The 22,946-nt window shown below is 73.6% G+C and carries 25 protein-coding genes; 16 read left to right on the top strand and 9 right to left on the bottom strand.

What is annotated here, in order from left to right; genetic code table 11:
* Positions 1 to 66: 66 nt before the first annotated feature.
* From J2S43_RS28470 to cofC, 7 genes are all read right to left on the bottom strand, one after another.
* Complete coding sequence (locus J2S43_RS28470) at positions 67 to 1,542, bottom strand: sensor histidine kinase (protein ID WP_306834390.1); 1,476 nt, start codon at positions 1,540 to 1,542, stop codon at positions 67 to 69.
* A 42-nt stretch (positions 1,543 to 1,584) separates the two neighbouring features.
* Positions 1,585 to 1,935, bottom strand: a complete 351-nt coding sequence (locus J2S43_RS28465) for a histone H1-like repetitive region-containing protein (protein WP_306834388.1) — start codon at positions 1,933 to 1,935, stop codon at positions 1,585 to 1,587.
* A gap of 222 nt (positions 1,936 to 2,157) precedes the next feature.
* Positions 2,158 to 3,069 (bottom strand): NUDIX hydrolase, encoded by a 912-nt coding sequence (locus J2S43_RS28460; RefSeq protein WP_306834387.1) that lies wholly within the window; start codon positions 3,067 to 3,069, stop codon positions 2,158 to 2,160.
* A gap of 5 nt (positions 3,070 to 3,074) precedes the next feature.
* Positions 3,075 to 4,607: a CYTH and CHAD domain-containing protein gene (locus J2S43_RS28455; protein ID WP_306834385.1), complete on the bottom strand. Its 1,533-nt coding sequence runs from the start codon at positions 4,605 to 4,607 to the stop codon at positions 3,075 to 3,077.
* A gap of 47 nt (positions 4,608 to 4,654) precedes the next feature.
* Positions 4,655 to 7,063: an RNA degradosome polyphosphate kinase gene (locus J2S43_RS28450; RefSeq protein ID WP_370881663.1), complete on the bottom strand. Its 2,409-nt coding sequence runs from the start codon at positions 7,061 to 7,063 to the stop codon at positions 4,655 to 4,657.
* Between the two features lie 55 nt (positions 7,064 to 7,118).
* Positions 7,119 to 7,316 carry a cold-shock protein gene (locus tag J2S43_RS28445; protein WP_306834381.1) on the bottom strand — a complete coding sequence of 66 codons (198 nt, stop codon included), beginning with the start codon at positions 7,314 to 7,316 and terminating at the stop codon, positions 7,119 to 7,121.
* A 109-nt stretch (positions 7,317 to 7,425) separates the two neighbouring features.
* Positions 7,426 to 8,070, bottom strand: coding sequence for a 2-phospho-L-lactate guanylyltransferase (cofC, locus tag J2S43_RS28440; RefSeq protein ID WP_306834379.1), 645 nt, complete (start codon positions 8,068 to 8,070; stop codon positions 7,426 to 7,428).
* 132 nt (positions 8,071 to 8,202) lie between these two features.
* On the opposite strand from cofC, the gene J2S43_RS28435 reads away from it, so the two are divergent.
* The 14 genes from J2S43_RS28435 to J2S43_RS28370 all read left to right on the top strand — a co-directional run bounded on the left by J2S43_RS28435 (position 8,203) and on the right by J2S43_RS28370 (position 20,153).
* Entirely contained in the window at positions 8,203 to 8,391 is a 189-nt protein-coding gene (locus tag J2S43_RS28435; RefSeq protein ID WP_306834377.1) for a hypothetical protein, read from the top strand.
* A complete protein-coding gene (locus J2S43_RS28430) occupies positions 8,391 to 9,389 on the top strand; it encodes an NAD(P)H-dependent glycerol-3-phosphate dehydrogenase (RefSeq protein ID WP_306834375.1) in 999 nt (332 codons plus the stop codon). Before J2S43_RS28435 ends, J2S43_RS28430 begins: the two co-directional genes overlap by 1 nt.
* A 16-nt stretch (positions 9,390 to 9,405) precedes the next feature.
* Complete coding sequence (locus tag J2S43_RS28425) at positions 9,406 to 10,512, top strand: cystathionine gamma-lyase (protein ID WP_306834373.1); 1,107 nt, start codon at positions 9,406 to 9,408, stop codon at positions 10,510 to 10,512.
* A 106-nt stretch (positions 10,513 to 10,618) separates the two neighbouring features.
* A complete protein-coding gene (locus J2S43_RS28420; protein ID WP_306834372.1) occupies positions 10,619 to 12,820 on the top strand; it encodes an ATP-binding protein in 2,202 nt (733 codons plus the stop codon).
* Between the two features lie 114 nt (positions 12,821 to 12,934).
* Positions 12,935 to 13,384, top strand: a complete 450-nt coding sequence (locus J2S43_RS28415; RefSeq protein ID WP_306834371.1) for an ATP-binding protein — start codon at positions 12,935 to 12,937, stop codon at positions 13,382 to 13,384.
* An 83-nt stretch (positions 13,385 to 13,467) separates the two neighbouring features.
* Positions 13,468 to 13,782 carry an STAS domain-containing protein gene (locus tag J2S43_RS28410; RefSeq protein WP_306834369.1) on the top strand — a complete coding sequence of 105 codons (315 nt, stop codon included), beginning with the start codon at positions 13,468 to 13,470 and terminating at the stop codon, positions 13,780 to 13,782.
* The gene (locus J2S43_RS28405) at positions 13,779 to 14,678 is read left to right on the top strand and encodes an NADP-dependent oxidoreductase (protein WP_306834367.1); all 900 of its coding nucleotides are present in this window, start codon (positions 13,779 to 13,781) and stop codon (positions 14,676 to 14,678) included. The genes J2S43_RS28410 and J2S43_RS28405 overlap by 4 nt, the downstream gene beginning before the upstream one ends.
* A 214-nt stretch (positions 14,679 to 14,892) precedes the next feature.
* On the top strand, positions 14,893 to 15,270 hold the full coding sequence (locus tag J2S43_RS28400) for a GntR family transcriptional regulator (RefSeq protein WP_306834365.1): 378 nt from the start codon (positions 14,893 to 14,895) through the stop codon (positions 15,268 to 15,270).
* A complete protein-coding gene (locus J2S43_RS28395) occupies positions 15,267 to 16,151 on the top strand; it encodes an ATP-binding cassette domain-containing protein (RefSeq protein WP_306834363.1) in 885 nt (294 codons plus the stop codon). The genes J2S43_RS28400 and J2S43_RS28395 overlap by 4 nt, the downstream gene beginning before the upstream one ends.
* On the top strand, positions 16,148 to 16,855 hold the full coding sequence (locus J2S43_RS28390) for a hypothetical protein (RefSeq protein ID WP_306834361.1): 708 nt from the start codon (positions 16,148 to 16,150) through the stop codon (positions 16,853 to 16,855). Before J2S43_RS28395 ends, J2S43_RS28390 begins: the two co-directional genes overlap by 4 nt.
* A gap of 12 nt (positions 16,856 to 16,867) precedes the next feature.
* A complete protein-coding gene (locus J2S43_RS28385) occupies positions 16,868 to 17,599 on the top strand; it encodes a hypothetical protein (RefSeq protein ID WP_306834359.1) in 732 nt (243 codons plus the stop codon).
* 16 nt (positions 17,600 to 17,615) lie between these two features.
* The gene (locus J2S43_RS28380; protein ID WP_306834357.1) at positions 17,616 to 18,527 is read left to right on the top strand and encodes an ABC transporter ATP-binding protein; all 912 of its coding nucleotides are present in this window, start codon (positions 17,616 to 17,618) and stop codon (positions 18,525 to 18,527) included.
* A 19-nt stretch (positions 18,528 to 18,546) separates the two neighbouring features.
* Complete coding sequence (locus J2S43_RS28375) at positions 18,547 to 19,290, top strand: ABC transporter permease (RefSeq protein WP_306834355.1); 744 nt, start codon at positions 18,547 to 18,549, stop codon at positions 19,288 to 19,290.
* A 146-nt stretch (positions 19,291 to 19,436) separates the two neighbouring features.
* Positions 19,437 to 20,153, top strand: a complete 717-nt coding sequence (locus J2S43_RS28370; protein WP_306834353.1) for a D-alanine--D-alanine ligase family protein — start codon at positions 19,437 to 19,439, stop codon at positions 20,151 to 20,153.
* Positions 20,154 to 20,336: 183 nt separating this feature from the next.
* Here the strand turns inward: J2S43_RS28370 and J2S43_RS28365 are convergent, their stop codons facing one another.
* Complete coding sequence (locus J2S43_RS28365) at positions 20,337 to 20,906, bottom strand: DUF3515 family protein (RefSeq protein ID WP_306834351.1); 570 nt, start codon at positions 20,904 to 20,906, stop codon at positions 20,337 to 20,339.
* Positions 20,907 to 21,140, bottom strand: a complete 234-nt coding sequence (locus J2S43_RS28360) for an Lrp/AsnC ligand binding domain-containing protein (protein ID WP_306834349.1) — start codon at positions 21,138 to 21,140, stop codon at positions 20,907 to 20,909. It lies immediately after the preceding gene.
* Positions 21,141 to 21,227: 87 nt separating this feature from the next.
* Between J2S43_RS28360 and J2S43_RS28355 the strand changes: the two genes are divergently transcribed.
* Both J2S43_RS28355 and J2S43_RS28350 read left to right on the top strand, forming a co-directional pair.
* Positions 21,228 to 22,181 (top strand): thiamine-phosphate kinase, encoded by a 954-nt coding sequence (locus J2S43_RS28355; protein ID WP_306834347.1) that lies wholly within the window; start codon positions 21,228 to 21,230, stop codon positions 22,179 to 22,181.
* A 281-nt stretch (positions 22,182 to 22,462) separates the two neighbouring features.
* Positions 22,463 to 22,924, top strand: coding sequence for a GNAT family N-acetyltransferase (locus J2S43_RS28350; protein ID WP_306834345.1), 462 nt, complete (start codon positions 22,463 to 22,465; stop codon positions 22,922 to 22,924).
* The last annotated feature ends 22 nt before the right edge of the window (positions 22,925 to 22,946 follow it).

Genomic DNA, 22,946 nt, shown 5'->3' with positions numbered 1-22,946 from the left:
GCTGATTCCCCCGGAGCCCGATCCGCACCGCCGGACGGGTACTCGGACAGGCCCGCCCGCCGTTCGTCAGTCACGGACGGCCTCAGCGCTCGCGCCGCCGCGCCGGAGCCCTCGGTCCCCGGCGGCGGGCCGGGACTCCGTGATATCGGCGGCGGGCCGGGACTCCGTGATATCGGCGGCGGGCCGGGACTCCGTGATATCGGCGGCGGGCCGGGACTCCGTGACCTCGGCGGCGGGCCGGGACTCCGTGACCTCGGCGACGAGCCTGGGCTCCGGGGCTGCGGTGGGATGCTCGGGTGCCGGGGCTGCGGCGGGACGCTCGGGCGCCGGGGCCGCGGCCGAGTGGCCGGGCTCTGGAGTCGCGGCGGGGCGGTCGGGCCGTGGAGTCGCGGCCGGGCCGCCGGGCTCCGGGGCCGCGGCGGCGGGCCGGCCGGAGAGCGGGAACGTCGCGGTGACCGTGAAGCCGCCGGTGCGACCGGTTCCGGCGGTGAAGGTGCCGCCGCAGGCGGAGACGCGTTCGCGCATGCCGATCAGGCCGTGCCCGGCGGACGGAGTCGCCGCGGCGGCGCCGCGGCCGTCGTCGGCGACGGCGACCCGCAGCGACGTCGCCGACCAGGTCAGGCCGACCCGGGCGGCGGTGGCGCCGGCGTGCCGGACCACGTTGGTGAGCGACTCCTGGACCACGCGGTAGACCGCGACCGCGACCTCGGGCGGCGCCGGGACCGGCTCGCCGTGCGACGTGACCGTGACCGCCAGGCCGGTCTCCCGGGCGCGGCCGGCCAGCGCGGGCAGCGATTCCAGGCCGGGCTGCGGCGCGCGGTCGTCCGGTCCGCCGCGCAGCACGCCGAGCGTGCGCCGCAGCTGGGTGAGCGCGTCGTGCGCGGTGCCGGAGATCGCGTCGAACGCGCGGGCGGCCCGGTCCGGGTCGCGGTGCACCAGCAGCGGACCGGCCTCGGCCTGCACCGCGATCATGCTGATCGAGTGGGCCAGGATGTCGTGCATGTCGCGGGCGATCCGTTCCCGCTCACGCGCTGCCGCGGCCGCGCGCTCCTCGTCGTGCCGCAGCGCCCGCTCCTCCAGCAGCGCGATCCGGTCGCCGCGGGCCCGGGCGCCGATGCCGAGCGCGAACGCGACCGTGAAGACGCCGCCGGAGGTGAGCACCGAGCCGGGCGGCTTGCTCAGCGTCTGCTGGGTGAACGCGATGCCGATCACCGTGCCCGCGACCAGCACCGCGCGGGCCGGGAACGAGCTGGTCGCGGCGACCGTGTAGGTGGCGACGAGTTGCCCGTAGGGCCAGTCGATGAAGCCGTGCACCGCGATCAGGCCGATCGAGCCCGCACCGCAGACGGCCGCGACCGGGAACGGCGCGCGCCGGCGCCAGGTCAGCGGCAGCGCGGAGACCGCGGCGAAGAACAGCACGATCGGCCGGGGATCCTGCACCGCGCCGTGCCCGGCGACCGTGGCCAGGAAACAGGCGATCGCGATCGCCGCGTCCCAGCCCGTCGGATGCCGGTCCAGCACCGCTCTCGCCCGCTCCCACACGCCACGCAGTATCCGCCGCGCACCCCGCCCCACGCCTCCCTCTCAGGAGCGAGCTTCCACGCCTGGCGCCGCGAGCCGCCGCGCCGCGAGCCGCCGCGCCGCGAGCCGCCGCGCCGCGAGCCGCCGCGCCGCGAGCCGCCGCGCCGCGAGCCGCCGCGCCGCGAGCCGCCGCGCCGCGAGCCGCCGCGCCGCGAGCCGCCGCGCCGCGAGCCGCCGCGCCGCGAGCCGCCGCGCCGCGAGCCGCCGCGCCGCGAGCCGCCGCGCCGCGAGCCGCCGCGCCGCGAGCCGCCGCGCCGCGAGCCGCCGCGCCGCGAGCCGCCGCGCCGCGAGCCGCCGCGCCGCGAGCCGCCGCGCCGCGAGCCGCCGCGCCGCGAGCCGCCGCGCCTCGATCATGGAGTGGGTTCGTGACTACGAGCGAGAAACTCCCGGCCACGGCTCGGCCGTAGGCGGAGATGCTCGCCGACCCCGGCCTGGCCCAAAGCTCGCGGCTGTGGAATGACCGGCCGGGGAGCTAGCGGGGGGATTGCCGGGGAGCTAGCGGGGGGATTGCCGGGGAGCTAGCGGGGGGATTGCCGGGGAGCTAGCGGGGGATTGCCGGGGAGCTAGCCGGGGGATTCACGCGCGGGAGGCTTGGATCACGCGGGAGTCGGAGGGGAGCAGGCGGTCCGCGCCGGCCAGCCGGTCGCCGGCGAACGCGAGCAGCCAGCCGGTGCCCTTCGGGCTGTGGAAGTCGCGGGGCGTGCCGTAGCCGGCGACCCGGTGCAGCATGTCCGGAATGATCTTTCCCTGGCTGCAGACCACGGCCGGCTCACCGGCTGCGGCCAGCGTCATGATCCGCTCTGCCGCGATCGCGTGCCGCGCCGCCGGGTCCTCGCCCGAGCGCGGCTCGTCGAACGACGCGTCCACCTCGACCGGCAGGTCCACGGCCGCGGCCAGCGGCGCCAGCGTCTGCTGGCAGCGCCGCGGCGCCGCGGAGATCAGTCGCTGCGGCCCGAGGTGCGCGCACAGCTCGGCCAGCTCGCGCGACTCCAGCGCGCCCACCTCGTCCAGCGGCCGCGCCGAGTCCGCGCCCGGCCACGACTCGCGGCGCCCGGCGCGCCCGTGCCGGACCACGGCCAGCACGGTGGTGATCGTCGGCAGCGCGGCGAACGCGTCCACCACCCGGCCGTCGTGCGGATAGCTGAGCAGCTTGCGCGCCTCCGGGACCGGCAGCCAGCGCAGGTCGTCGACCTCCGCGTTCGGCGTGAACCGGGCGGCCGGCACGTCCGGGCGGGGCCGCATCGACCAGTACTCGACCAGCTTGGCGGCGTCCCGGGTCTCGTACCGGATGGCGGGCAGCCGGACCTGGGGGACCGCGGGCACCGCCGTCTCCTCGCCGACCTCGCGCACGGCCGCCGTCAGCGGATGCTCGCCCGGGTCGAGCTTGCCCTTGGGCAGCGACCAGTCGTCGTACTTCGGGCGGTGGATCAGGCAGATCTCCGGCCCGCCGGCGGCCGGGCGCCACAGCACGCCCCCGGCCGCTCGCACGGTTCTCAGCGGAGCCAAGCGGTCTTCTTCGGTTGTGCCGCGTTCTCCCACGCCGCGGGGAATGCCCCGCGAACGGCGTGGATAACCGCGCGCTCCCGTTCGGCCAGCCGGCCGGCCGTCACTGCCATGTCATGATCATCCGGCTTCTCGGCCGCCAGGTCCAGCCAGGTCTCCGCGGCCATCGCGGCGTCCTGGTGCTCGCCGAGCAGATTCTGCACCTTGGAGAGCGCTTTGCCGAGCGCGGCGGCCTGCCCGCCGAGCACCGGCGCGACCGCCTCCACGGCATAGCGGGCGCGCTTGCCGTTGATCCGCACGCCGTGCCAGCGCTCGTCCGAGTCGCCGGCGTGCAGGTCGGCCGCGCCGGCCGCGCCCTTGCCGCCGTTGACCAGCACGTCCCACGGGCGGGACACCAGGTGCGGGAGCACGTCGGACGCGGGTGCGTCCGCGTCCGGGGAGAGCTTCGGCTCGCGGGCCGCCTCGACCAGCAGGTCGACCAGCTTCCGGTAGCGCGGCGTGCGCAACGCCGCGTCCAGCGCGTCCAGCGCCCTGCGCTGCCGCTTCTCCAGCCGGGCGTCGAGCCGGTCCACCGCTTTGCCGGAGAGCGGCGCCAGCGGGTCCAGCGCGGCGGTCCTGCGCAGCCGGGCGCGCAGCACCTCGGCGTCCCGGGCAGCGCCGAGCACGCCGGCGATCCAGCCCAGCTCGTCGCGGAGCGTGCGGGCCCAGGACGTCTTCACCAGCGCGCCGAACGTGCGCAGGTCGCTGCGGAGCCGGCGGCAGCCGACCCGCATCTGGTGCACCGCGGTGTCGCCGTCCGGCAGCGGCGCGCCGAGCCGGACCAGCGGGTCGTGCGCCAGGATGCGGCCGATGCCGTCCCGGATCGCGGCGGTCACCACGTCACCGGCGGTCGGCGCGTCCGGCATGGTGCCGGCCGGCACCAGGTCCGGCGCCGCGGTCGCGGCCGCGCCCATCGCGCGCGCGTGCTTCGGCGTGAACGTGCCGGCCGTGGCGCCCGCCTTGACCAGCAGCGACTCCACCTCGTCGAGCAGCGCCGCGTCGCCGTCCGCGCGCTCCACCTCGACCTCGCGGAACGTGGACCGGACCTTCTCGCCGTCCAGCACCTCGACGGTGTCGTCGTCCAGCTCGGCGAGCACGGTGCCGTCCTCGGTCTGCAGCAGGTACGCCCGGCGCGCGCTGCGGACCACCACGGCCGGGGTCAGCTCCTCACCCCGCGCGTACGGCGTGACGAGCGCGGACATCTCCTCGGGCGGCGTCTTCGCCTTCTTGCCGGCCCGGGAGATCTCGTGCCGCGTGCCCGGCACGTCGGCGGGCAGCTTCACGGTCCACGGCTCGTCGTCGCCCTTGCGGAACCGCAGCGAGACGCCGGCCCGGGCCAGCCGCAGGTCCTCGGTGTCGAAGTAGGTGGCGGTCAGGACCTTCGGCTCCTTGACCACGACCCGCCCGCCGGAGGGCAGTGCACCGGTCAGGTCGGGCAGGTCGAAGTCAGGGGCCACCTCGTACTTACGTTCTTCCTCCAGCATGGTCGTCACCATAACCGCCGAAAGTTAACTGGTTCTTCAGAATGCGTTCAGCTGTTGGATCGAATCGTGCGCCTGAGCAGCACCGACTGCAGATGAGTGAGCGGCTTGTCGATGGTGGACACGCGGCGCACCCAGGTGCCGTCCGGCCGCAGGTCGAAGCCCTCGCACTCGTCGCTCATCGAGATCCGCAGCACAGTCTCCAACTCGCGGGCCGCGACGGTGTCGGTCACCTGCACCAGCGCCTCGACCCGGCGGTCCAGGTTGCGGTGCATCATGTCGGCGGAGCCGATCCAGAACTCGGCCGGCTCCTCGTGCCGGCCGGCCTCCACGTCCGCCCGGGACGGCCCCGGGCCGAACCGGAAGATCCGGGAGTGCTCCAGGAACCGGCCGACGATCGAGCGGACCCGGATGTTCTCCGACAGGCCGGGCACGCCGGGGCGCAGCGCGCACATGCCGCGCACCACCACCTCGATCCGCACGCCGGCCCGGGAGGCGCGGTAGAGCGCGTCGATGAACTCCTCGTCGACCAGCGAGTTCACCTTGATCTGCACCAGCGTCGGCAGGCCCCGCTGGGCGCGCTCGATCTGCCGGTCCAGGCGCTCGATCAGGCCCCGGCGCACGCCGTGCGGAGCCACCAGCAGGCGACGGTACGACGTCTGCCGGCTGTAACCGGTGAGCACGTTGAACAGGTCGGTGACGTCCGCGCCGACCTCGGGGTCCGCCGTGAGCAGCCCGAAGTCCTCGTACAGCCGGGCGGTCTTGGGGTGGTAGTTGCCGGTGCCGATGTGGCAGTACCGCCGGATCTGGTTGCCCTCCTGCCGTACCACCAGGGAGGTCTTGCAGTGGGTCTTGAGGCCGACCAGGCCGTAGACCACGTGGCAGCCGGCCCGCTCCAGCTTCCGTGCCCAGCCGATGTTCGCCTGTTCGTCGAAGCGCGCCTTCAGCTCGACCAGCACGACCACCTGCTTGCCCGCGGCGGCCGCCTCGACCAGCGCGTCCACGATGGGCGAGTCGCCGCTGGTGCGGTAGAGCGTCTGCTTGATGGCCAGCACGTTCGGGTCCGCCGCGGCCTGCTCGATGAAGCGCTGCACGCTGGTGGAGAACGCATGGTACGGGTGGTGCACCAGCACGTCGCCGTCCCGTAACGACGCGAAGATGCTGCGCGGCACCTCACCGTCGATCAGCCGCGGGTGGGTGGCCGGCACGAACGGCCGGTCCTTCAGCTCCGGGCGGTCCACCGCGCCGTAGATCTGCCAGAGCGCGGACATGTCCAGCAGGCCGGGCACGCGCAGCACGTCGTGGCTGTCCACGTCCAGCTCGCGGACCAGCACCTCGAGCATGTGGTCGGAGATGGACGCGGCCACCTCCAGCCGCACCGGCGGGCCGAAGCGGCGCTGCGCCAGCTCCCGCTCCAGCGCCTTCAGCAGGTCCTCGTCGCGGTCCTCGTCGACCTCCAGCTCCGCGTTGCGGGTCACCCGGAACAGGTGGCACTCGACCACCTGCATGCCGGAGAAGAGCTGGTCCAGGTGGACCGAGATGAGGTCCTCGACCGGCAGGAAGCGCGCGCTGTGGCCGGTCGAGTTGACCACCACGAACCGGGGCACGTTGTTCGGCACCTTGATCCGGGCGAACAGCTCCTGCGAGCTCTCCGGTGAGCGCACCGAGACCGCGAGGTTCAGCGAGCGCGAGGAGATGTACGGGAACGGGTGCGCGTGGTCCACGGCCAGCGGCGTCAGCACCGGGAAGATGTGCTCCCGGAAGTACGTGTGGAGCTCCTCGCGCTCGGAGTCGTCCAGGTCGGCCCAGTGCACCAGGTGGATGCCCTCGGCCGCCATCTTCGGCTGGACCTCGTCGCTGAAACAGGCCGCGTGCCGGGCGACCAGGCCGGCCGTCTTGTCCAGGATCATCCGCAGCTGGGTGCGCAGCGGCAGCTGGTCGCCGCCGCGGACCGGGATGCCGGCCTGTATGCGCCGCATCAGCCCGGCGATCCGCACCATGTAGAACTCGTCCAGGTTGCTGGCGAAGATGGCCAGGAACTTGGCACGTTCCAGCAGGCGGGTGTCCGGGTCCTCGGCCAGCGCCAGCACCCGGGCGTTGAAGTCCAGCCAGGACAGCTCACGGTTGAGGAAGCGGTCCTCGGGCAGCGACTCGTCAGTCTCCGGGTCCGCGCCGAGCAGGTCCTCTATCGGCATCTCCTCGACCGATGAGATCTCGGTCGCGGTGTCGGACATCTGGTCCTGGGTCATGTCGGCCACCTCTGCGTCGGTCATCTCGGGCGATCCGGCTTCATCGGCGGAGTGGTCGCAGCCCGCGCGCGGTGTGTCCTGGACGCGCTCCGCGCGTACGTGGACGTGATCCTCGCTCGGCGGAACCTCGACCCTAGCAGCAGGAACATCGGCGCGAATGAATCTCCCGTCCGGGCCTCGGCGGCGGACGGTGGCTGGCGCGGTGTTCACCGAATCATCATCACCCGAAAAAAGTTACTGAAACGTGAATTCCGCCTCGGTTGGGTCAGATCAGGCCGGGAAAGGTGATCGAGATTACCTCGCCCCGATCGTCGCGACCGATGGTCATCCGCTGGCCGAGCCGCAGCAGCCGCAGCCCCGACGCGGCGAAGGCGTCCGCGCCGAAGGCCACCTCGCTCCCGTCGTCCAGCAGCACCGTGCCGTGATGGGTCTCCTCGTCGAAACGCGCAACGGTCCCCTGCATGGACCAAACCCTAACCCCAGCGGGGGTACGAGGTAGCGGGTTCGGACTTCAGCCGGCTCCGCGTCGCAACGGGCTTCGGTCCGCTCGGCGGCGGCCGGCCGGGAGCGCTTCAGCAGGGAGTCGATCTCGGACCGCACGGCGCCGGGACAAGCGCGCTGGTGTGCGTCCCGACGCCGAGCCGATGCGCCGCGTCCAGATCGGCTCCGGTGTCCACGTCGCGGCGCAGGCTCGGCCAGTCGCCGCCCAGCGCCACCGCGCCGGACGCGGCGTGCGCGGCCGCGGACGGACCACCGAAACGCGGGTCCAGCGGCACGCCGGGCGGCGCGGTGAGCAGCACGGTGCCGACGCCGGGCGCGTCCGCGGCGAACCGGCGCCGGGCGGGCGGTTCCGTGGCCGCGCGCAGCGCCGCGGACAGTTCCTCCGGACGCAGCGCGGGCAGGTCCGCGGTGAGCGCGGCGCGCCACGACCGGGCGGAGAGGCCGCTCTCCCCGAACCGGATGGCGGGGTTGAGGCCGGCCGCCGGTGTGTCCGGCGCCACCCGGCCGCCGAGCGTGGTCACCACGCCGGCCACCACCGGATCGTCCGTGACCACGAGCACGTCGTCCACCTCCGGGCAGGCCAGCACCGCGGTCACGGTGTCCCGGGCGAGCGCCAGCGCCAGCCGCTCGTGCGCCGCCGCCGGGACCGCGCCGCGCAGCCGGCTCTTGCCCACCGACACCGGCTTGACCGGGATGACCACGGACCACCTCTGCACCGATTCATCGTGCCAGTCCGGCCCGGCCGGCATCGACCCGTGGCCGGGTGCCGCGGAACACGGACCGCCGAGATGCCGGCGCGCGGGCGCGGCGCACGCGCCCCGCCCTGGTCTGACGGGGTCCGGACAGGCATGATTTCGCATCAGGCCGGTGGTGCAGGCACCGACACGATCATGCTGGAGATCCGCGACCTGCTGGCGGGGACTCGCGGCGGCACCCCGCCGTCGCTGTGGCAGTTCTCGGCCGGGCCGCACCGCGGCCGGGCCGGGGCGGCGAGCGAGCCCGCGCCGAGCGCGGGCGAGCGGGAGGGAAAGGCCTGATGCGGGCAGCCGTGCTGGGCGCCGGTTCCTGGGGGACCGCGTTCGCGAAAGTGCTGGCGGACGCCGGTACGGACGTGACGATGTGGGCGCGCCGGGAGGAGGTGGCCGCCTCGATCAGGGACCGGCGGATCAACCCGGACTACTTCCCGGAGACGCGGCTGCCGGACCGGATCACCGCCACCGCGCGGGCGGGGGAGGCGATCGCCGGCGCGGACGTGGTGGTGCTCGCGGTGCCGTCGCAGACGCTGCGCGGCAACCTCGCGGACTGGGTGCGGCACCTCGGGCCGGACGCGTCGCTGGTGTCCCTGATGAAGGGCATCGAGCTGAGCACCACGAAGCGGATGAGCGAGGTCATCGTGGAGGCCTCCGGCGTGGCCGCGGAGCGCGTGGTCGTGGTCACCGGGCCTAACCTGGCGCCGGAGATCATGCTGGAGCAGCCCGCCGCCACCGTCGTGGCCTGCACCGACCTGGACCGGGCGAAGGCGGTGCAGAAGGCGGTCACCGCGCCCTACCTGCGGCCGTACACGAACACCGACGTGATCGGCTGCGAGCTGGGCGGCGCGGTGAAGAACGTGATCGCGCTCGCCTACGGCGTGGCCACCGCGATGGGCCTCGGTGACAACACGAAGGCGACGCTGATCACCCGCGGCCTGGCCGAGACGCTGCGGCTCGGCGTGGCGCTCGGCGCGGACCCGCTGACGTTCGCGGGCCTGGCCGGCCTCGGCGACCTGGTCGCCACCTGCTCGTCGCCGTTCTCCCGGAACCGCAGGTTCGGTGAGCACCTGGGCCGCGGCGAGACGCTGGAGGAGGCACAGGCCTCGACCCGGCAGACCGCCGAGGGCGTGAAGAGCTGCCTGGGCATCCGCGACCTGGCCCGCAAGCACGGCGTGGACATGCCGATCACCGAGCAGGTGGAGCGGATCTGTCACGAGGGGGTCTCGCCGAAGGTGGCGATGCTCGCACTGATGAACCGCGAGCTGCAGCACGAGGTCCGCTAGGCGGATCATGGGCGGTATGAGTACTGAAGGTGACGGCACCCGGGTGGTGCACGCGGGCCTGCCCGAGCCGGTGCCGGGCGAGCCGTTCCTGCCGGGTCCGGTGTTCGCGGCGCCGTACCACCTGGATCCGGTGGCCGGGCCGGCCGGTGCGGTCGACGGCTACGGGCGGCCGGACAACCGGACGCGGCGCGCACTGGAGACCGCGATCGGCGAGCTGGAGGGCGGCGACACGCTGGCGTTCGCGACCGGTCAGGCCGCGATCACGGCGGCGCTGCTGACCGTGCTGCGGCCGGGCGACGCGGTGCTGCTGCCGTCGGACGGCTACTTCGCGGTCCGCGCGTTCGCCGCGGGCACGCTCGCGGAGCTGGGCGTGGACGTGCGGACCGCGCCGACGGCCGGGCCGTACCCGTCGTTCGACGGCGTCCGCCTGGTGCTGCTGGAGACGCCGGCCAACCCGGGCCTGGACGTCTGCGACGTGCGCGCGGTCGCCGAGGCCGCGCACGCGGCCGGCGCGCTGGTCGCGGTGGACAACACCGCGGCCACGCCGCTCGGCCAGCGCCCGCTGGAGCTGGGCGCGGACCTGGTGGTGGCGTCCGGCACCAAGGCGCTGACCGGCCACTCAGACCTGCTGCTCGGCTATGTCAGCACGCGCGACGGGTCGCTGCTGTCCCGGCTGACCACCTGGCGCGCGCAGACCGGCGGCGTGCCGGGCGCGTTCGACTGCTGGCTGGCGCACCGCTCACTGGGCACGCTGGACCTGCGGCTGGCCCGGCAGACCGCGAACGCGGCCGCGCTCGCGCCGATGCTGGCCGCGCACCCGGCCGTGACCGGCGTGCGCTGGCCCGGCCTGCCCGGCGACCCGGCGCACGCGGTGGCGAGCGCGCAGATGCGCCGGATCCCCGGCCTGATCGGCTTCGACCTCGGCACCGAGGAGCGGGTGGCCGCGTTCCTGCGGCGGTCCCGGCTGGTCTTCGCGGCCACGTCGTTCGGCGGGCTGCACACGACCGCGGACCGGCGCGCGCAGTGGGGCGACGACACCACCCCGGGCTTCGTCCGCCTCTCCTGCGGCATCGAGGACCCGGACGACCTCCTCGAGGACATCGGCGCCGCGCTGTCCCGGTGATCAAGGCGTCCCCCATGCCGCTGTGCGGACATCGGGGACGCCCGGATCACCGGCGTGGTCGCGCATTCGGCATCCCCATGAAGGGGGTGAATGGGACACTGGCGTCGTGGGTGGATGGCACGGACGCCGGGGCGCGCTTGTGGTCGCCGGCATCGTGCTGGTGATCGGCCTGGCCGCGATGAGCGCGACCGGATGGGCGCTGCACCGGCAGGACATCGCGGCCGCCAACCGGATCATGGAGCAGCGCACGTCGCTCGCGCAGACCGCGGTGAGCGTGGAGACCCGCCGCTACGTCGACCTGCTGCGCACCGCCGCGACCGGGCTCGGCGAGGCGTCCGTGCTGGACGCCCGCACGTTCCAGGCCGGGACCGCGCCGCTGGCCGGCACCGACCTGCCCGGCGCCACCTCGGTCGTCTACGTCGCGCCGGTGCCGTCCGGCCAGGTCGCGGCCGCCCAGGCGCGCTGGCGGAAGCTCGGCGCCGGCCCGCTCACGCTGACCCCGATGGCCGGCAGCACCGAACACCTGTTCACCGTCTGGTCCCGCACGCTCGACGGCGGCGTCCCGCCCGCGCTCGGCGTCGACCTGACCCGGGCCCGGGAGCCCACGGCCGCGCTCTCCGCCGCCCGGCGCACCGGCCGGGCCACGGTCTCCGACGCGTACGTGCTGCTCCGCGACGAGCACCTGCCCGCGGCGCAGCGGCAGCGGTCGTTCGTGTTCGCCGCCCCGATCCACCGCGGTGGCGCGTTCGCCGGCTGGCTGGTGATGGGCATGCGCGGCCAGGACTTCCTCGGGGACGTGCTGGTCTCGGCCGGCCAGAAGCTGCTCGGCGGCAGCCTGTCCGCGACCGACGGCACCGGCATGCCCACCACGGTCGCCACCGTGACCGCGCCCGGCCGGCCGGACCTGCACCGTGAACGCACGGTCGGCGTCGCGGACCGTCGCTGGACGCTGACCACCACGGCCGACTCGTCCCGGCTGCCCGGCGGGCACAGCGCGCTGCCGCTCACCACCGGCCTGGCCGGGAGCGCGATCGTGGCGCTACTGGCCGGCCTGATCTACGTGCTCTCCACCGGACGGGCGCGCGCCGAGGCCGGGGTGGTGGCCGCGACCGCGGAGCTGCGCCAGGCCGAGCGCGAGGCGCGCCGCCAGTCCGGCCTGCTGGCGGCCGTGATGAACAGCATCGGCGACGGCGTCGGCGTGGTGGACGAGCACGGCGCGTTCCTGCTGCACAACCGCGCGGCCCGGGCGCTGCTCGGCGTGCGGGAGGACATCGCCGGGCTGGACGGCTGGCAGGAGCACTACGGGATCTTCCGGCCGGACGGCACGCCGTTCCCGGCCGAGCAGCTGCCGCTGGCCCGCGCGCTGGCCGGCGAGTCGTCCGACGGCGTGGAGATGGTGATCCGCAACCCGAACCGCCCGGACGGCGTGCTGATCAGCGTGGACGGCCGCCCGCTCGACCCGGCCGCCGGCCAGCGCGGCGCGGTCGCGGTCTTCCGGGACATCACGGAGCTGCGCCGGTACGAGACCGACCTGGCCGCGTTCGCCGGCGTGGTCGCGCACGACCTGAAGTCGCCGCTCGCGATCGTCTCCGGGCACTGCGAGGCGGCCGACGAGATCCTCGCCGAGGTGCTCGCGGACCCACCCGGCGGCACGGACGAAGGCGCCTGGCGGCCCGCGGCGAACGAGGCGCGGGAGGCGATCGGCCACGCGGTCCGCGGCGTGCACCGGATGGGCGCGCTGATCGACGACCTGCTGGCGTACACCACGGCCCGGGACGCGCCGCTGCGGCTGCGTGCGGTGGACCTGGCCGCGCTGGCGGCCGAGGTGGTGGCGGAGCGGACCAGCCGCGGTGCGGTCGGTGACCGGCCCGCGCCGCGGATCTTCGTCGGCGACCTGCCCGAGGTGATCGCGGACGCCGGCATGCTGCGCCGGGTGCTGGAGAACCTGATCGGCAACTCGGTCAAGTACGTCCGGGCCGGCACGTCCGCGCACGTGGACGTGACCGCGACCGCGGACCCGGTCGGCTGGGCGCACATCCAGATCGCGGACCGCGGGATCGGCATCCCGGACGCGGACAAGCCGCACGTCTTCGAGTCGTTCCACCGGGCGCACGAGGGCACCGGGTACGCCGGGACCGGCCTCGGCCTGGCGATCTGCCGCCGGATCGTGGAGCGGCACGGCGGCACGGTCGCGGTCGCGGACAACCCCGGCGGGGGTACGCGGTTCTCGTTCACGCTGCCGCTCGCCACCGCGCTGAGCGGCCCGGTGGCCTCCCCGCACCGGTCCGGCGAGCGGATCGCGTCATGAGCGGGCACATCGGGCAGGTGATCAGCGGGCCGAGGTCAACTAGCATCGGGGCCAGACGTTCGCGACGTGTTCGCGAGACACCGCGCGGTGACCGCGTGGACGGGAGGGGCATGGATGGCCGGCGAAAGCTCCGGAACGGGCCTCCTCCTCGACCTGACCTTCACCGCGACGGACGTCACAGCGCTGCGCCACCGCATCGCTGATCTGGCGCGGGGCGCGGGCCTTGGCGGGGACCGGCTGGACGACTTCGCGCTGGCCGCCTACGAACTGCTGACCAACGCGGTGCGGCACGGCGGCGGCGCCGGGCGGCTGCTGCTCCGGCACGCCCCCGGCCGGTTGATCTGCCAGGTGGCGGACGACGGCGTGGGCTTCGTGGCGCCGGGCCGGAAGCCGGGGGAACGGCCACCGGAACCGACCTCGCCGGGCGGGCTCGGACTCTTCCTGGCGGAGCGGCTGACCGACGGCATCGAGGTCGTCAGCGACACCGGCGGCACGACGGTCCGGATTTACATCACTACAGAAAGCGAACAATCGGAGTCGTCCTACCCGATGTCCATCGGCTGACGGATTACCCTTGTTCGGCGGCGAACATCTGTATCAGGATCGAGATGCGGGAAGACGATCCCGGGCGGAGCGGAGGAAGTCTCTTGACGTTCACCGTCACGCCGGAGACCGGCGACAGCCGGACCGCCACCGTGCGACTCGCCGGTGAGCTGGACATGAGCACCGTGCCCGAGCTGGACACCGCCATCAGCGAGTTGGTCGGCACCGGCCGTAACCGGCTCGTCATCGACCTCGGTGAGCTGGCCTTCTGTGACTCCACCGGCCTGGCCTGCCTGGTTCGCGGCGACAACCGCTGCGCCGCGCTGGGCGGCTGGCTGCGCGTCACCAACCACCGCGGCCATGTCGCGCGCGTGCTCGCGGTCAGCGGCCTCGACGAATTTCTGCAGTACCAGCCGTGAGAGCCGTCCGTTACGGGGAGACCGGCCCGTCGTCCGTGCTGCACGTGGACGACGACGTGCCGGAGCCGCACGCCGGCCCCGGCCGGGTCCGGATCGCGGTCGTGGCCGCCGGCGTGAACGCGTGGGACTGGAAGGTTCGCTCCGGCCGGGCCGGCATCGCGGTGACCGGGCCGCGCATCCCGGGCGGCGACGCGGCCGGCGTGGTGGACGAGATCGGCGACGGCGTGACCGGCGTGGCCGTGGGCGACGAGGTCCTCGGCGTGACGGCCGGCGGCGCCACCGCGGAGCACGCGGTGCTCACGCACTGGGCCCGCAAGCCGCCGGAGCTGCCCTTCGTGACCGCGGCCGGCCTGCCCACGCCGGCCGAGACCGCGGTCCGCGCGCTGGACGCGCTGGGTCTGGCAACCGGGGAGACGCTGATGATCAGCGGCGCCTCCGGCGGGGTCGGGCTGGTCGCGGCGCAGATCGCACGCGAGCGCGGCGCCCGGGTGATCGGCACCGCCGCCCCGGCCCGGCACGATCTGCTGCGGCGGCTCGGCGTGATCCCCGCGGCCTACGGCGACGGCCTGGTCACGCGCTTGCGCGAGCTGGCACCGGACGGTGTGGACAGGGCGCTGGACGCGGCCGGGCACGGCGTGGTGCCGGCCCTGATCGAGCTGACCGGCGACGCCGCGCGCGTGGTCTCGATCGCGGACTTCTCCGCGCACGGCGCCCGCGTCACGGACGGTGGCGAGGGCCGGTCCTGGCACGCGCTCGGCGAGGCGGCCGCGCTCGTCGCGGCCGGGCGCCTGGAGGTGCCGGTCGCGGCGACGTTCCCGATGGCGGAGGCCGCGGCCGCGCACGACCTGAGCGAGAGCGGTCACGCCGGCGGACGTGTCGTCATTCTCGTCCGCTGAACCGTTCCCGGCACTCATTTCCGTACCCTCGCGGGGGTCTGTCTTCGGTGTTTCCTTGGCTCAAGATCTAGGCCCTCCGCATCACCGCGGCCCCCGCCCCGATGGGCGGGGGCCGTTTTCGTGCTTCCCGGCCGTGGTTCTTTGGTGCTAGGGTTCATTACACAAGTAACGAACCAACGAGGTTTGCTCGACGCAACGGCAGGAGGGCGAGGCGGTGTTCGACGACCGGAGCCCGATCTACCAACAGATCGCCGACAAGATCAAAGACGAGATCCTCAGCGGGGCACTCGGGGAGGACGAGCAGGTCATGTCCACGAACCAATACGCATCCTTCTATCGGATCAATCCCGCCACCGCGGCCAAGGGATTTCAGCAGCTGGTCGACGAGGGCGTGCTCTACAAGAGGCGGGGGATCGGCATGTTCGTCAGTCCGCAGGCCCGTGACCAGCTCGTCGGCCGGCGCCGCGAGCGGTTCTTCGCCGAGGTGGTCGACGCGATGATCGCCGAGGCCCGCATGATCGGCATCCCGCTGGACGAGGTCGTCGCGCGCATCGCCGCCGCCCGGGCCACGAGCGGGGAGGCCGGGCGATGAGCATCCCGGTCTCGGTGCGCGACCTGCGGGTGCGCTACGGCGACACGGTCGCGCTGGACGGCCTCTCGTTCGACCTGGACGGCGGAAAGATCTACGGGCTGCTCGGCCGCAACGGCTCCGGCAAGACCACGCTGCTCTCCGTGCTCGCCGCGTTCCGCCGCGCCTCGGCCGGCACCGTGCTGGTCGACGGCGAGGACCCGTTCGAGAACGCGCGGGTCACCCGGCAGGTCTGCCTGATCCGGGACAACGTCGACGCGGAGGACACCGACCGGGTCAGCACCGTGCTCAAGCTGGCGGCCCAGCTCCGGCCGCACTTCGACGCGGACTACGCGGCACGCCTGGCCAAGCAGTTCGACCTGCCGCTGCGCAAGCGCGTCTCCGGGCTCTCCCGGGGCGGCCGGTCCGCGCTCGGCGTCACGATCGGCCTCGCCACCCGCGCGCCGCTGACCATCTTCGACGAGTCCTACCTGGGGCTGGACGCACCCTCGCGATACGCGTTCTATCAGGAGCTGGTCGCGGACTACGCGGAGAACCCGCGCACGATCATCCTGTCCACGCACCTGATCGAGGAGGTGGCGAACCTCTTCGAGGAGGTTCTGATCATCGATCACGGGCGGCTGCTGGCGCACGAGGAGACGGACACGCTGCGCCGTCGCGGCGCCACCGTCACCGGCCCGGCCGGCGAGGTCGACGCGTTCGTGGCCGGCAACGATCTGGCCGTGCTCGGCGAGAAGCGGCTCGGCGGCACCAAGGCCACCACGGTGTACGGCACGCTCACCGACGGGCAGCGACGGGAGGCCGCCGCGGCCATGCTGGAGATCACCCCGGTCGGGCTGCAGGACCTGTTCATCCACCTGACCGCGGCCGGGAGCCGGCGATGACCACCGTCGCCGCCTCGCTGTTCCGGCGCCTCTCGCCGGTCTACGGGATCTTCGCGGCGCTGCTGATCGCCACGGTCGTGCTGGTCGGTGCGCTGGTCGCCGGTTACGGCGCGCTGACCGAGAGCGCGTGGAACCTCGGCGCCGCCTCCACCAGCAAGTGGTTCGTCGCGTCGATCGCGATCATGCTCGGCCCGGTCTTCCTCCGACGGTACGTGGCGTTCGGCGTCACCCGGCGGCAGTTCCTCGGCGGCGGGCTGCTCTTCGGCCTCGGTTCCGCGGGCGCGTTCGCGCTGCTCTCGCTGGCCGGGTTCGGCGTGGAACGGCTCGTCTACGGCGCGGCCGGGCTGATGCCCGGGCTCACCGAGACGCTCCCGGTGCACTCCGCCGGGACCGCGATCGCGGTGCTGGTCCGCGCGTTCCTGATCTACCTGGCCCACTTCTGCTCCGGCTGGCTGATCGGTGCGGGCTTCCACCGGTTCGGCCCGTTCGGCGGGCTGCTGCTGATCGCGCCGTCGCTTCTCCCGGCGCTCGGCTCCGAGCTGGCCTTCGGCACCGAGTGGAGCCCGATCGGCACGGCGACGGTCGCCGGTGTGCAGCTGCCCTTCCCGGTCTCCGCGCTGCTCACCACCGTGCTGGTGGTGGCCGGGTTCGCCACCGTCTACGCCTTCGGCCGCGCCGTCGCCATCAGCGGCAAGATCTCCTGAGGAGGATCGAAGATGAACCGCCACCCCGGTGTCCTCGCCGTCCTCATCCGCCGCCTGCTCGGCCGCATGGGCCTGATGGTCTCGTTCTACTGGGCGATCCTGATCACGGTCTACCTGGTCGTGGCCGTCTCGGTCGGGCTGTTCGACACACTCGACACGAGCATGTGGCTCAACGTCGGCGGTGCGCCGCCGCGCTACTGGCTGCTCTCGATGGGCACCGTCACCGTGCTCGGCGGCCGGGTCTACGTCGCGATGGGCGTCACCCGGCATCAGCTCGCCGAGGCGTACCTGGTGCTCTTCGCGCTGATGGCGCTGCTCTTCGGCGTCGTCCAGGTCGCCGGCCACCTACCGGAGTACGCGGTCTACGCGGCCACCGGCACGTTGTCCGGGCTGACCGAGCCGTACCCGGTGACCGGCGCCGGCGACGCGGTCCGCACGCTGCTCACCGGCACCGTCCTCAACCTGGTCTACCTCGCGGCCGGCGCGCTGATCGGCATCGGCTTCTATCGCTATCGGTTCTGGGGCGGGCTGGCGATCGTCCCGGTCGCGGCGCTGGCACCGGTGGCGGCCGAGGCCGCGCTCGACATCCAGTGGACCGGCAAGGGCGTCAACAACCTGCTCGACCTGCCGCCCGCCACGCTGCCGGCCGGCCTCGCGATCGCCGCGGCGGTCCTCGTCCTCACGCTCGCCGTCACCTACCGGATGTACCGCACCACGCCCATCCGCCCGGCCTCCGCCCGCTGACCCTGGGAGCTTCCCGATGTCCGTCATCGAACTGCGCAACCTGAACAAGCGGTACGGCGACACCGTCGCCGTACGGGACGTCTCGCTCACCGTCGAGCAGGGCGAGATCTTCGGCATCATCGGCCCGAACGGCGCCGGCAAGACCACCACGGTCGAGATGGCGGCCGGGCTGCGCCGCCCGGACGGCGGCAGCGTCCGCATCCTCGGCCTCGACCCGCGCAGCGACGGCAGGGAGCTGCGTCGCCGACTCGGCATGCAACTGCAGGAGAGCGCGCTGCCGGACAAGCTGCGGGTCGGCGAGGCGATGCGCCTCTACGCCTCGTTCTACCCGGACCCGGCCGACTGGCGCGAGCTGCTCGACCTGCTCGGCCTGGGGGAGAAGCAGAACACGGCGTTCGCCAAGCTCTCCGGCGGGCAGAAGCAGCGGCTCTCCATCGCGCTCGCGCTGGTCGGCAACCCGAAGGTCGCGTTCCTGGACGAGCTCACCACCGGTCTCGACCCGGCGGCCCGGCGCGAGACCTGGGACCTGATCGAGTCGGTCCGCAACCGGGGCGTCACGGTCGTGCTGGTCAGCCACTTCATGGAGGAGGTGGACCGGCTCTGCGACCGGATCGCGGTCATCGAGGCCGGGCGGGTGCTGGCGATCGACTCACCGGCCGGGCTGATCGGCACGGCCGTGGCGGACCGGCAGCGCATCCGGTTCGTGCCGGACGCGCCGCTGCCCGCGGACTTCCTGGCCGGCACGCCCGGCGTCACGGCCGACCGGTCCGGCCGCACCGTCGTGATCACCGGCGGCGGCGACCTGCTCTTCACGGTGGTGTCCGCGCTCGCGGCCGCCGGGGTCCGCCCCCGCGAGCTGCGGATGGATCAGGCCACGCTCGACGACGCCTTCCTGGCTCTGACCGGCCGCGCCCTGGACAACGACTGATTTTTCGGGAGATTTCGTTATGCGACCGCTTGTTGCGCTGACCACGATCGAGGCCAAGCTCTTCGCCCGCGACGGCATGTCCGTCGGCTTCGGCCTGCTCTTCCCGTCCCTGCTGCTCTACGTCCTCGGCGGCCTGATGCCCGGCTTCCGCGAGCCCGCCGAGGACATGGGCGGCGTCCGGCCCATCGACGTCTACGTGCCGGTCGTGGTCGCCATGGCGATCGCCACGATCGCGATCAGCACGCTCCCCGCCCACCTCGCCACCCACCGCGAGCGCGGCGTGCTCCGCCGGATGGCCACCACGCCGGTCGGGCCGGCGCCGCTGCTCGGCGCGCAGCTGATCGTGAACCTGATCGCGATGCTGGTCTCGATCGCGGTGGCGATCATCATCGGCGTCACGGTCCTGGACGTGCCGCTGCCGGCCTCGATCCTCGAATTCACCGGCATCCTGCTGTTGGCCACGATCGCGATGTTCGCGATCGGCCTGCTGATCGCCGCGCTGTCGCCGAACGCGAAGGCCGCGAGCGGCATCGGCATGCTGGTCTACTTCCCGATGCTCTTCTTCGCCGGCGTCTGGACCCCCGGCCCGATCATGCCCGACAACCTGCGCCGGATCGCCGAGTTCACCCCGCTCGGCGCGGCCTCCCAGGCGCTCTCCGACGCCTGGTCCGGCGCCGGCGCCGCCCCCACCGCCCTGGTCGTCCTGACCGCCTACGCCCTCCTCGTCACGCTCCTGGCCACCCGCCTCTTCCGCTGGACCTGACCCGCGTCCCGCACAGATCACCCGCTTCCCGAGACCGGCCCGCGGATCGACGGGGGTCGCGGGCACCATGACCCTCGCGGTGACGCGAGGGTCATGGCCGTTGTCGAGATCCCCCGCGACACCGCGCCGGGAGTAGGGTCGCGGCTGTGGCCGGCTCACGGAAGACGCGGGTCGCCGTCGTGGCCGGCGAGCGATCGAGTGCGGGCGCGATCGCGGACGCGCTGGACCCGGTGGAGTTCGAGGTGGTGCCGGTGGAGATCGCGCGCACCGGCCTGACGCCGCTGAAGCACGCCGACGTGGTGCTGCCGCTGCCGCACGACGGCGACGCCACCATCCCCGGCCTGCTGGAGATGGCCGGCATCCCGTTTGTCGGGGCCGGTGTGCTGGCGGCCGCGGTGGCGGCGAACCGATCGTTCACCCGCCGGCTAGCGGCCTCGGCCGGCCTCCCGGTCGTGACGCCGGACGCGGCCGGTTTTCCGGTCGTGTCCGCGGGCGTGGGCGAAGACGGGCGGCCGCAGCCCGGCGCGCCTTCCGCGAGCACCGCATCGGCACGGCGATTCACGTGTGCGGTGCTGGTGGACGAGGCGGGCGAGCCCGGCGTGGCCCACCCGTCCGGTGCGCCGGACGCGGTGCCCGCGCTCGCGCGTGCGGCGTTCACCGCGCTCGGCTGCACCGGCCCGGTCACCGTGACCGCGCTGGTCACTCCGGCCGGTGCGGTACTGCTCGACGAGATCGACGCGACGCCGGACCTCAGGCCCGGCGCACCGTTCGCCCGGATGTGGGCCGACGCCGGCCTCGCCTACCCGGCGCTGGTGACCCGCCTGATCCGGACCGCGCTGGGTCACGGCTCCGGACTCCACTGACGGACCTGCCGCACCGCCGCCGGCCGCCGGGCGGTGGCCTACCTTCGATGCCCACCTCACCGGCAGGGAGGCCGCCCGCGGCCGACCGGTGCCCGCGGGAGCACTCGGAACGTCACCACGCCGGAAGCGGGAAGAAAGCCCTTGAGGTTTTGGTCTTTCTGGTTCTGCAGCCGGTTCTGGTCTTCAGGATCGGCAGCCGGTCGGGATGTCGTCGCGGGAGAGCAGCGTGGAGAGCACGGTCGCGGAGAACTCGGTCGTCCACTGGCCCGGCGAGTCGTAGTCCTTGGGGATCGACACGGTCACCGGAACGCGACGGTCCACAGTGGTCCACGTCGAGCCGTCCGGTGTCTCCGTCGCGTGCCAGCAGACCTTGTTCAGCGGGTAGACCAGGTCCGTGGCCAGGAACGCTGGCTGCTCGCCGCCGCAGGCGACCGTGATCGCCGGATCGCCGTAGGCCACGTTCTGCTCCGGGCCGGCCGAGACCGGGCGCTGGGCCAGGTCGCGGACCGTCAGCGGCAGCTGCGAGGTCAGCGCGCGGCAGGCGAGCGTCTCGTCCTCGCTCAGCGCGGGCGCGGCCATCTGCACCGGCACCGTCGACGCCGGTTGTGGTGCGCCGGACGCGGGCGCCGCCGGCGGTGCGGCGGACGGCAGCGAGGAGATGGCGAAGAATCCGGCGGCGAGCGCTGTGGGCACCGCGATCGCGGTGGCCCACAACGCTGCCGTGCGGGTGGTGCGGTCCTTCTCGGCGGGCATCTAGAGCCGCACCACCGAGCAGGTGACGGTGCGGGTGATGCCCGGCACCAGCTGAACCTTGCTCACCACGATCTTTCCCAGCTCGTCCACCGTGGTGGCCTCTGTGAGCACCACCACGTCGTAGGGGCCCACGACCGCGTCGACCCTGATCACCCCGGATATGTTGCTGATCTGCGCGGCCACGTCACGCGCGCGTCCGACCTCCGTCTGGATGAGGATGTACGCCTGGACCACGACACGACTCCTATCCGCCGCCGCCGGCGGCTCGATTGGTGAAACTACCGTACGGAAGTGCTGGTCCGTGTGCAGGAGGAGCGCAGGGTGACTGAGGGGACGTCAGTGGCTAAGGATGGTGAGTTCGGGTTGATCGCCCGGGTCACCGCGCGGCTGACCGCCGGGCCGACCTGCCTGCTCGGGCCGGGTGACGACGCGGCGCTGGTCGCGGCGCCGGACGGAAGGGTGGTCGCGTCAACGGACGTGCTGGTCGATGGCCGTCACTTCCGGCGCGACTGGGGCAGCGGCAACGACATCGGGCACCGGGCCGCGGCCGCGAACCTGGCCGACATCGCGGCGATGGGTGCGTACCCGACCGCGTTGCTGGTCGCGCTCTGCGCGCCGCCCGATCTGGACGTGGCGTGGGCCGAGGAGCTCGCGGACGGCCTGTCCGAGGAGGCGGAGAGCGTCGGCGCCAGCGTGGTCGGCGGCGACATGTCGGCCAGCCCGACGCTCACCGTCGCGGTCACCGCGCTCGGCGACATGCACGGGCTGCAACCGGTGTTGCGCAGCGGCGCGCGGCCGGGCGACGTACTCGCGATGGCCGGGCGTGTCGGGTTCGCCGGCGCGGGCTACACCGTGCTGTCCCGCGGCTTCCGCACGCCGAAGGTGCTGGTCGAGGCGTACCGGCGGCCGCAGGTCCCGTACAGGCAGGGTCCGATCGCGAATCGGCTCGGCGCCACCTCCATGATCGACATCTCGGACGGGCTGCTGGCCGACCTCGGGCACATCGCGAAGGCCAGCGGCGTCGCGCTCGACGTGCACCGGGACGCGTTCGACCTGCCCGGCCAGATGCGCGACGCGGCCACCGCGCTCGGCGTCGACCCGTACGCCTGGATTCTCGGCGGCGGCGACGACCACGCGCTCTGCGCCACGTTCCCGGCCGGCGTCGCGCTGCCGGAGGAGTGGCGCCAGGTCGGCACGGTCCGCGAGGGCGCCGGGGTCACAGTCGACGGCGCGGCCTGGGAAGGCCGTCTGGGCTGGGACCACTTCAAGATCTAAGTTCACTTTCCCGCTTCCGGCGGGGGCGCGTTCCGAGTGCTCCCGCGGGCACCGGTCGGCCGCGGGCGGCCTCCCTGCGAGTTGAGTGGGTGGTCGCGTTCAAGAACGTGAAAACCTGGGGAACGCGGCGGGGCCTGGTCGGCAAGAACGGTTATGAGGACGCTCGAAGCGTGGATCGCGCCGGACGCTCACCACCTGGGCCGTGGTCGCACCGTAGCGGGGATCTCATTTGGCTGATGACCTCTGGGTTTCGGCTCGTCGTGGTCGTACCCTCTCGCACTGTGAAGGATGTTGAGGTGCGGTCGGTGCGCTACGACGAGCCCGAGGCGCGGACCGTCATGCACGCCGCGCTCGCCGAGTTGGCCGGCCGCTACGGCGGCACCGGCGACGACACCCCGATGGACCCGGCCGAGTTCACGCCGCCGGGCGGTGACTTCGTGGTCGCGTTCCTCGGCGGCGAGCCGGTCGGCGGCGCGGGCTGGCGCGCGCACGGCGACGAGGACGCGGAACTGAAGCGGATGTTCACCTCCGCCGCGGTGCGTGGCCGGGGCATCGGCCGCCGGGTGCTCGCCGCGATCGAGGAGTCGGCGCGGGCGCAGGGCCGCCGCCGGTTGATCCTCGAAGTCGGCGATCTCCAGCCGGAGGCCATCGCGATGTACAACGCTTGCGGGTATGACCGGATCGAGAACTTCGGCTTCTACCGCGACGAGCCGGGCACGCTCTCGTTCGCACGCGACCTCTAGAGGCCTCGCGCTCGCGCTGACC

It is taken from the genome of Catenuloplanes nepalensis, assembly GCF_030811575.1.
Classification (GTDB): Bacteria; Actinomycetota; Actinomycetes; order Mycobacteriales; family Micromonosporaceae; genus Catenuloplanes; species Catenuloplanes nepalensis.
Note: the sequence above shows the minus strand (reverse complement) of the source record. Positions and strands in the feature narration are given on the sequence as shown.

Excerpts from the sequence above, each read along its gene's own strand:
- J2S43_RS28465 (WP_306834388.1), bottom strand. The coding sequence starts at position 1,935 with ATGATCGAGGCGCGGCGGCTCGCGGCGCGGCGGCTCGCGGCGCGGCGG.
- J2S43_RS28455 (WP_306834385.1), bottom strand. The coding sequence starts at position 4,607 with ATGCTGGAGGAAGAACGTAAGTACGAGGTGGCCCCTGACTTCGACCTG.
- J2S43_RS28445 (WP_306834381.1), bottom strand. The coding sequence starts at position 7,316 with ATGCAGGGGACCGTTGCGCGTTTCGACGAGGAGACCCATCACGGCACG.
- J2S43_RS28435 (WP_306834377.1), top strand. The coding sequence starts at position 8,203 with ATGATTTCGCATCAGGCCGGTGGTGCAGGCACCGACACGATCATGCTG.
- J2S43_RS28430 (WP_306834375.1), top strand. The coding sequence starts at position 8,391 with ATGCGGGCAGCCGTGCTGGGCGCCGGTTCCTGGGGGACCGCGTTCGCG.
- J2S43_RS28425 (WP_306834373.1), top strand. The coding sequence starts at position 9,406 with ATGAGTACTGAAGGTGACGGCACCCGGGTGGTGCACGCGGGCCTGCCC.
- J2S43_RS28415 (WP_306834371.1), top strand. The coding sequence starts at position 12,935 with ATGGCCGGCGAAAGCTCCGGAACGGGCCTCCTCCTCGACCTGACCTTC.
- J2S43_RS28395 (WP_306834363.1), top strand. The coding sequence starts at position 15,267 with ATGAGCATCCCGGTCTCGGTGCGCGACCTGCGGGTGCGCTACGGCGAC.
- J2S43_RS28390 (WP_306834361.1), top strand. The coding sequence starts at position 16,148 with ATGACCACCGTCGCCGCCTCGCTGTTCCGGCGCCTCTCGCCGGTCTAC.
- J2S43_RS28385 (WP_306834359.1), top strand. The coding sequence starts at position 16,868 with ATGAACCGCCACCCCGGTGTCCTCGCCGTCCTCATCCGCCGCCTGCTC.
- J2S43_RS28380 (WP_306834357.1), top strand. The coding sequence starts at position 17,616 with ATGTCCGTCATCGAACTGCGCAACCTGAACAAGCGGTACGGCGACACC.
- J2S43_RS28375 (WP_306834355.1), top strand. The coding sequence starts at position 18,547 with ATGCGACCGCTTGTTGCGCTGACCACGATCGAGGCCAAGCTCTTCGCC.
- J2S43_RS28365 (WP_306834351.1), bottom strand. The coding sequence starts at position 20,906 with ATGCCCGCCGAGAAGGACCGCACCACCCGCACGGCAGCGTTGTGGGCC.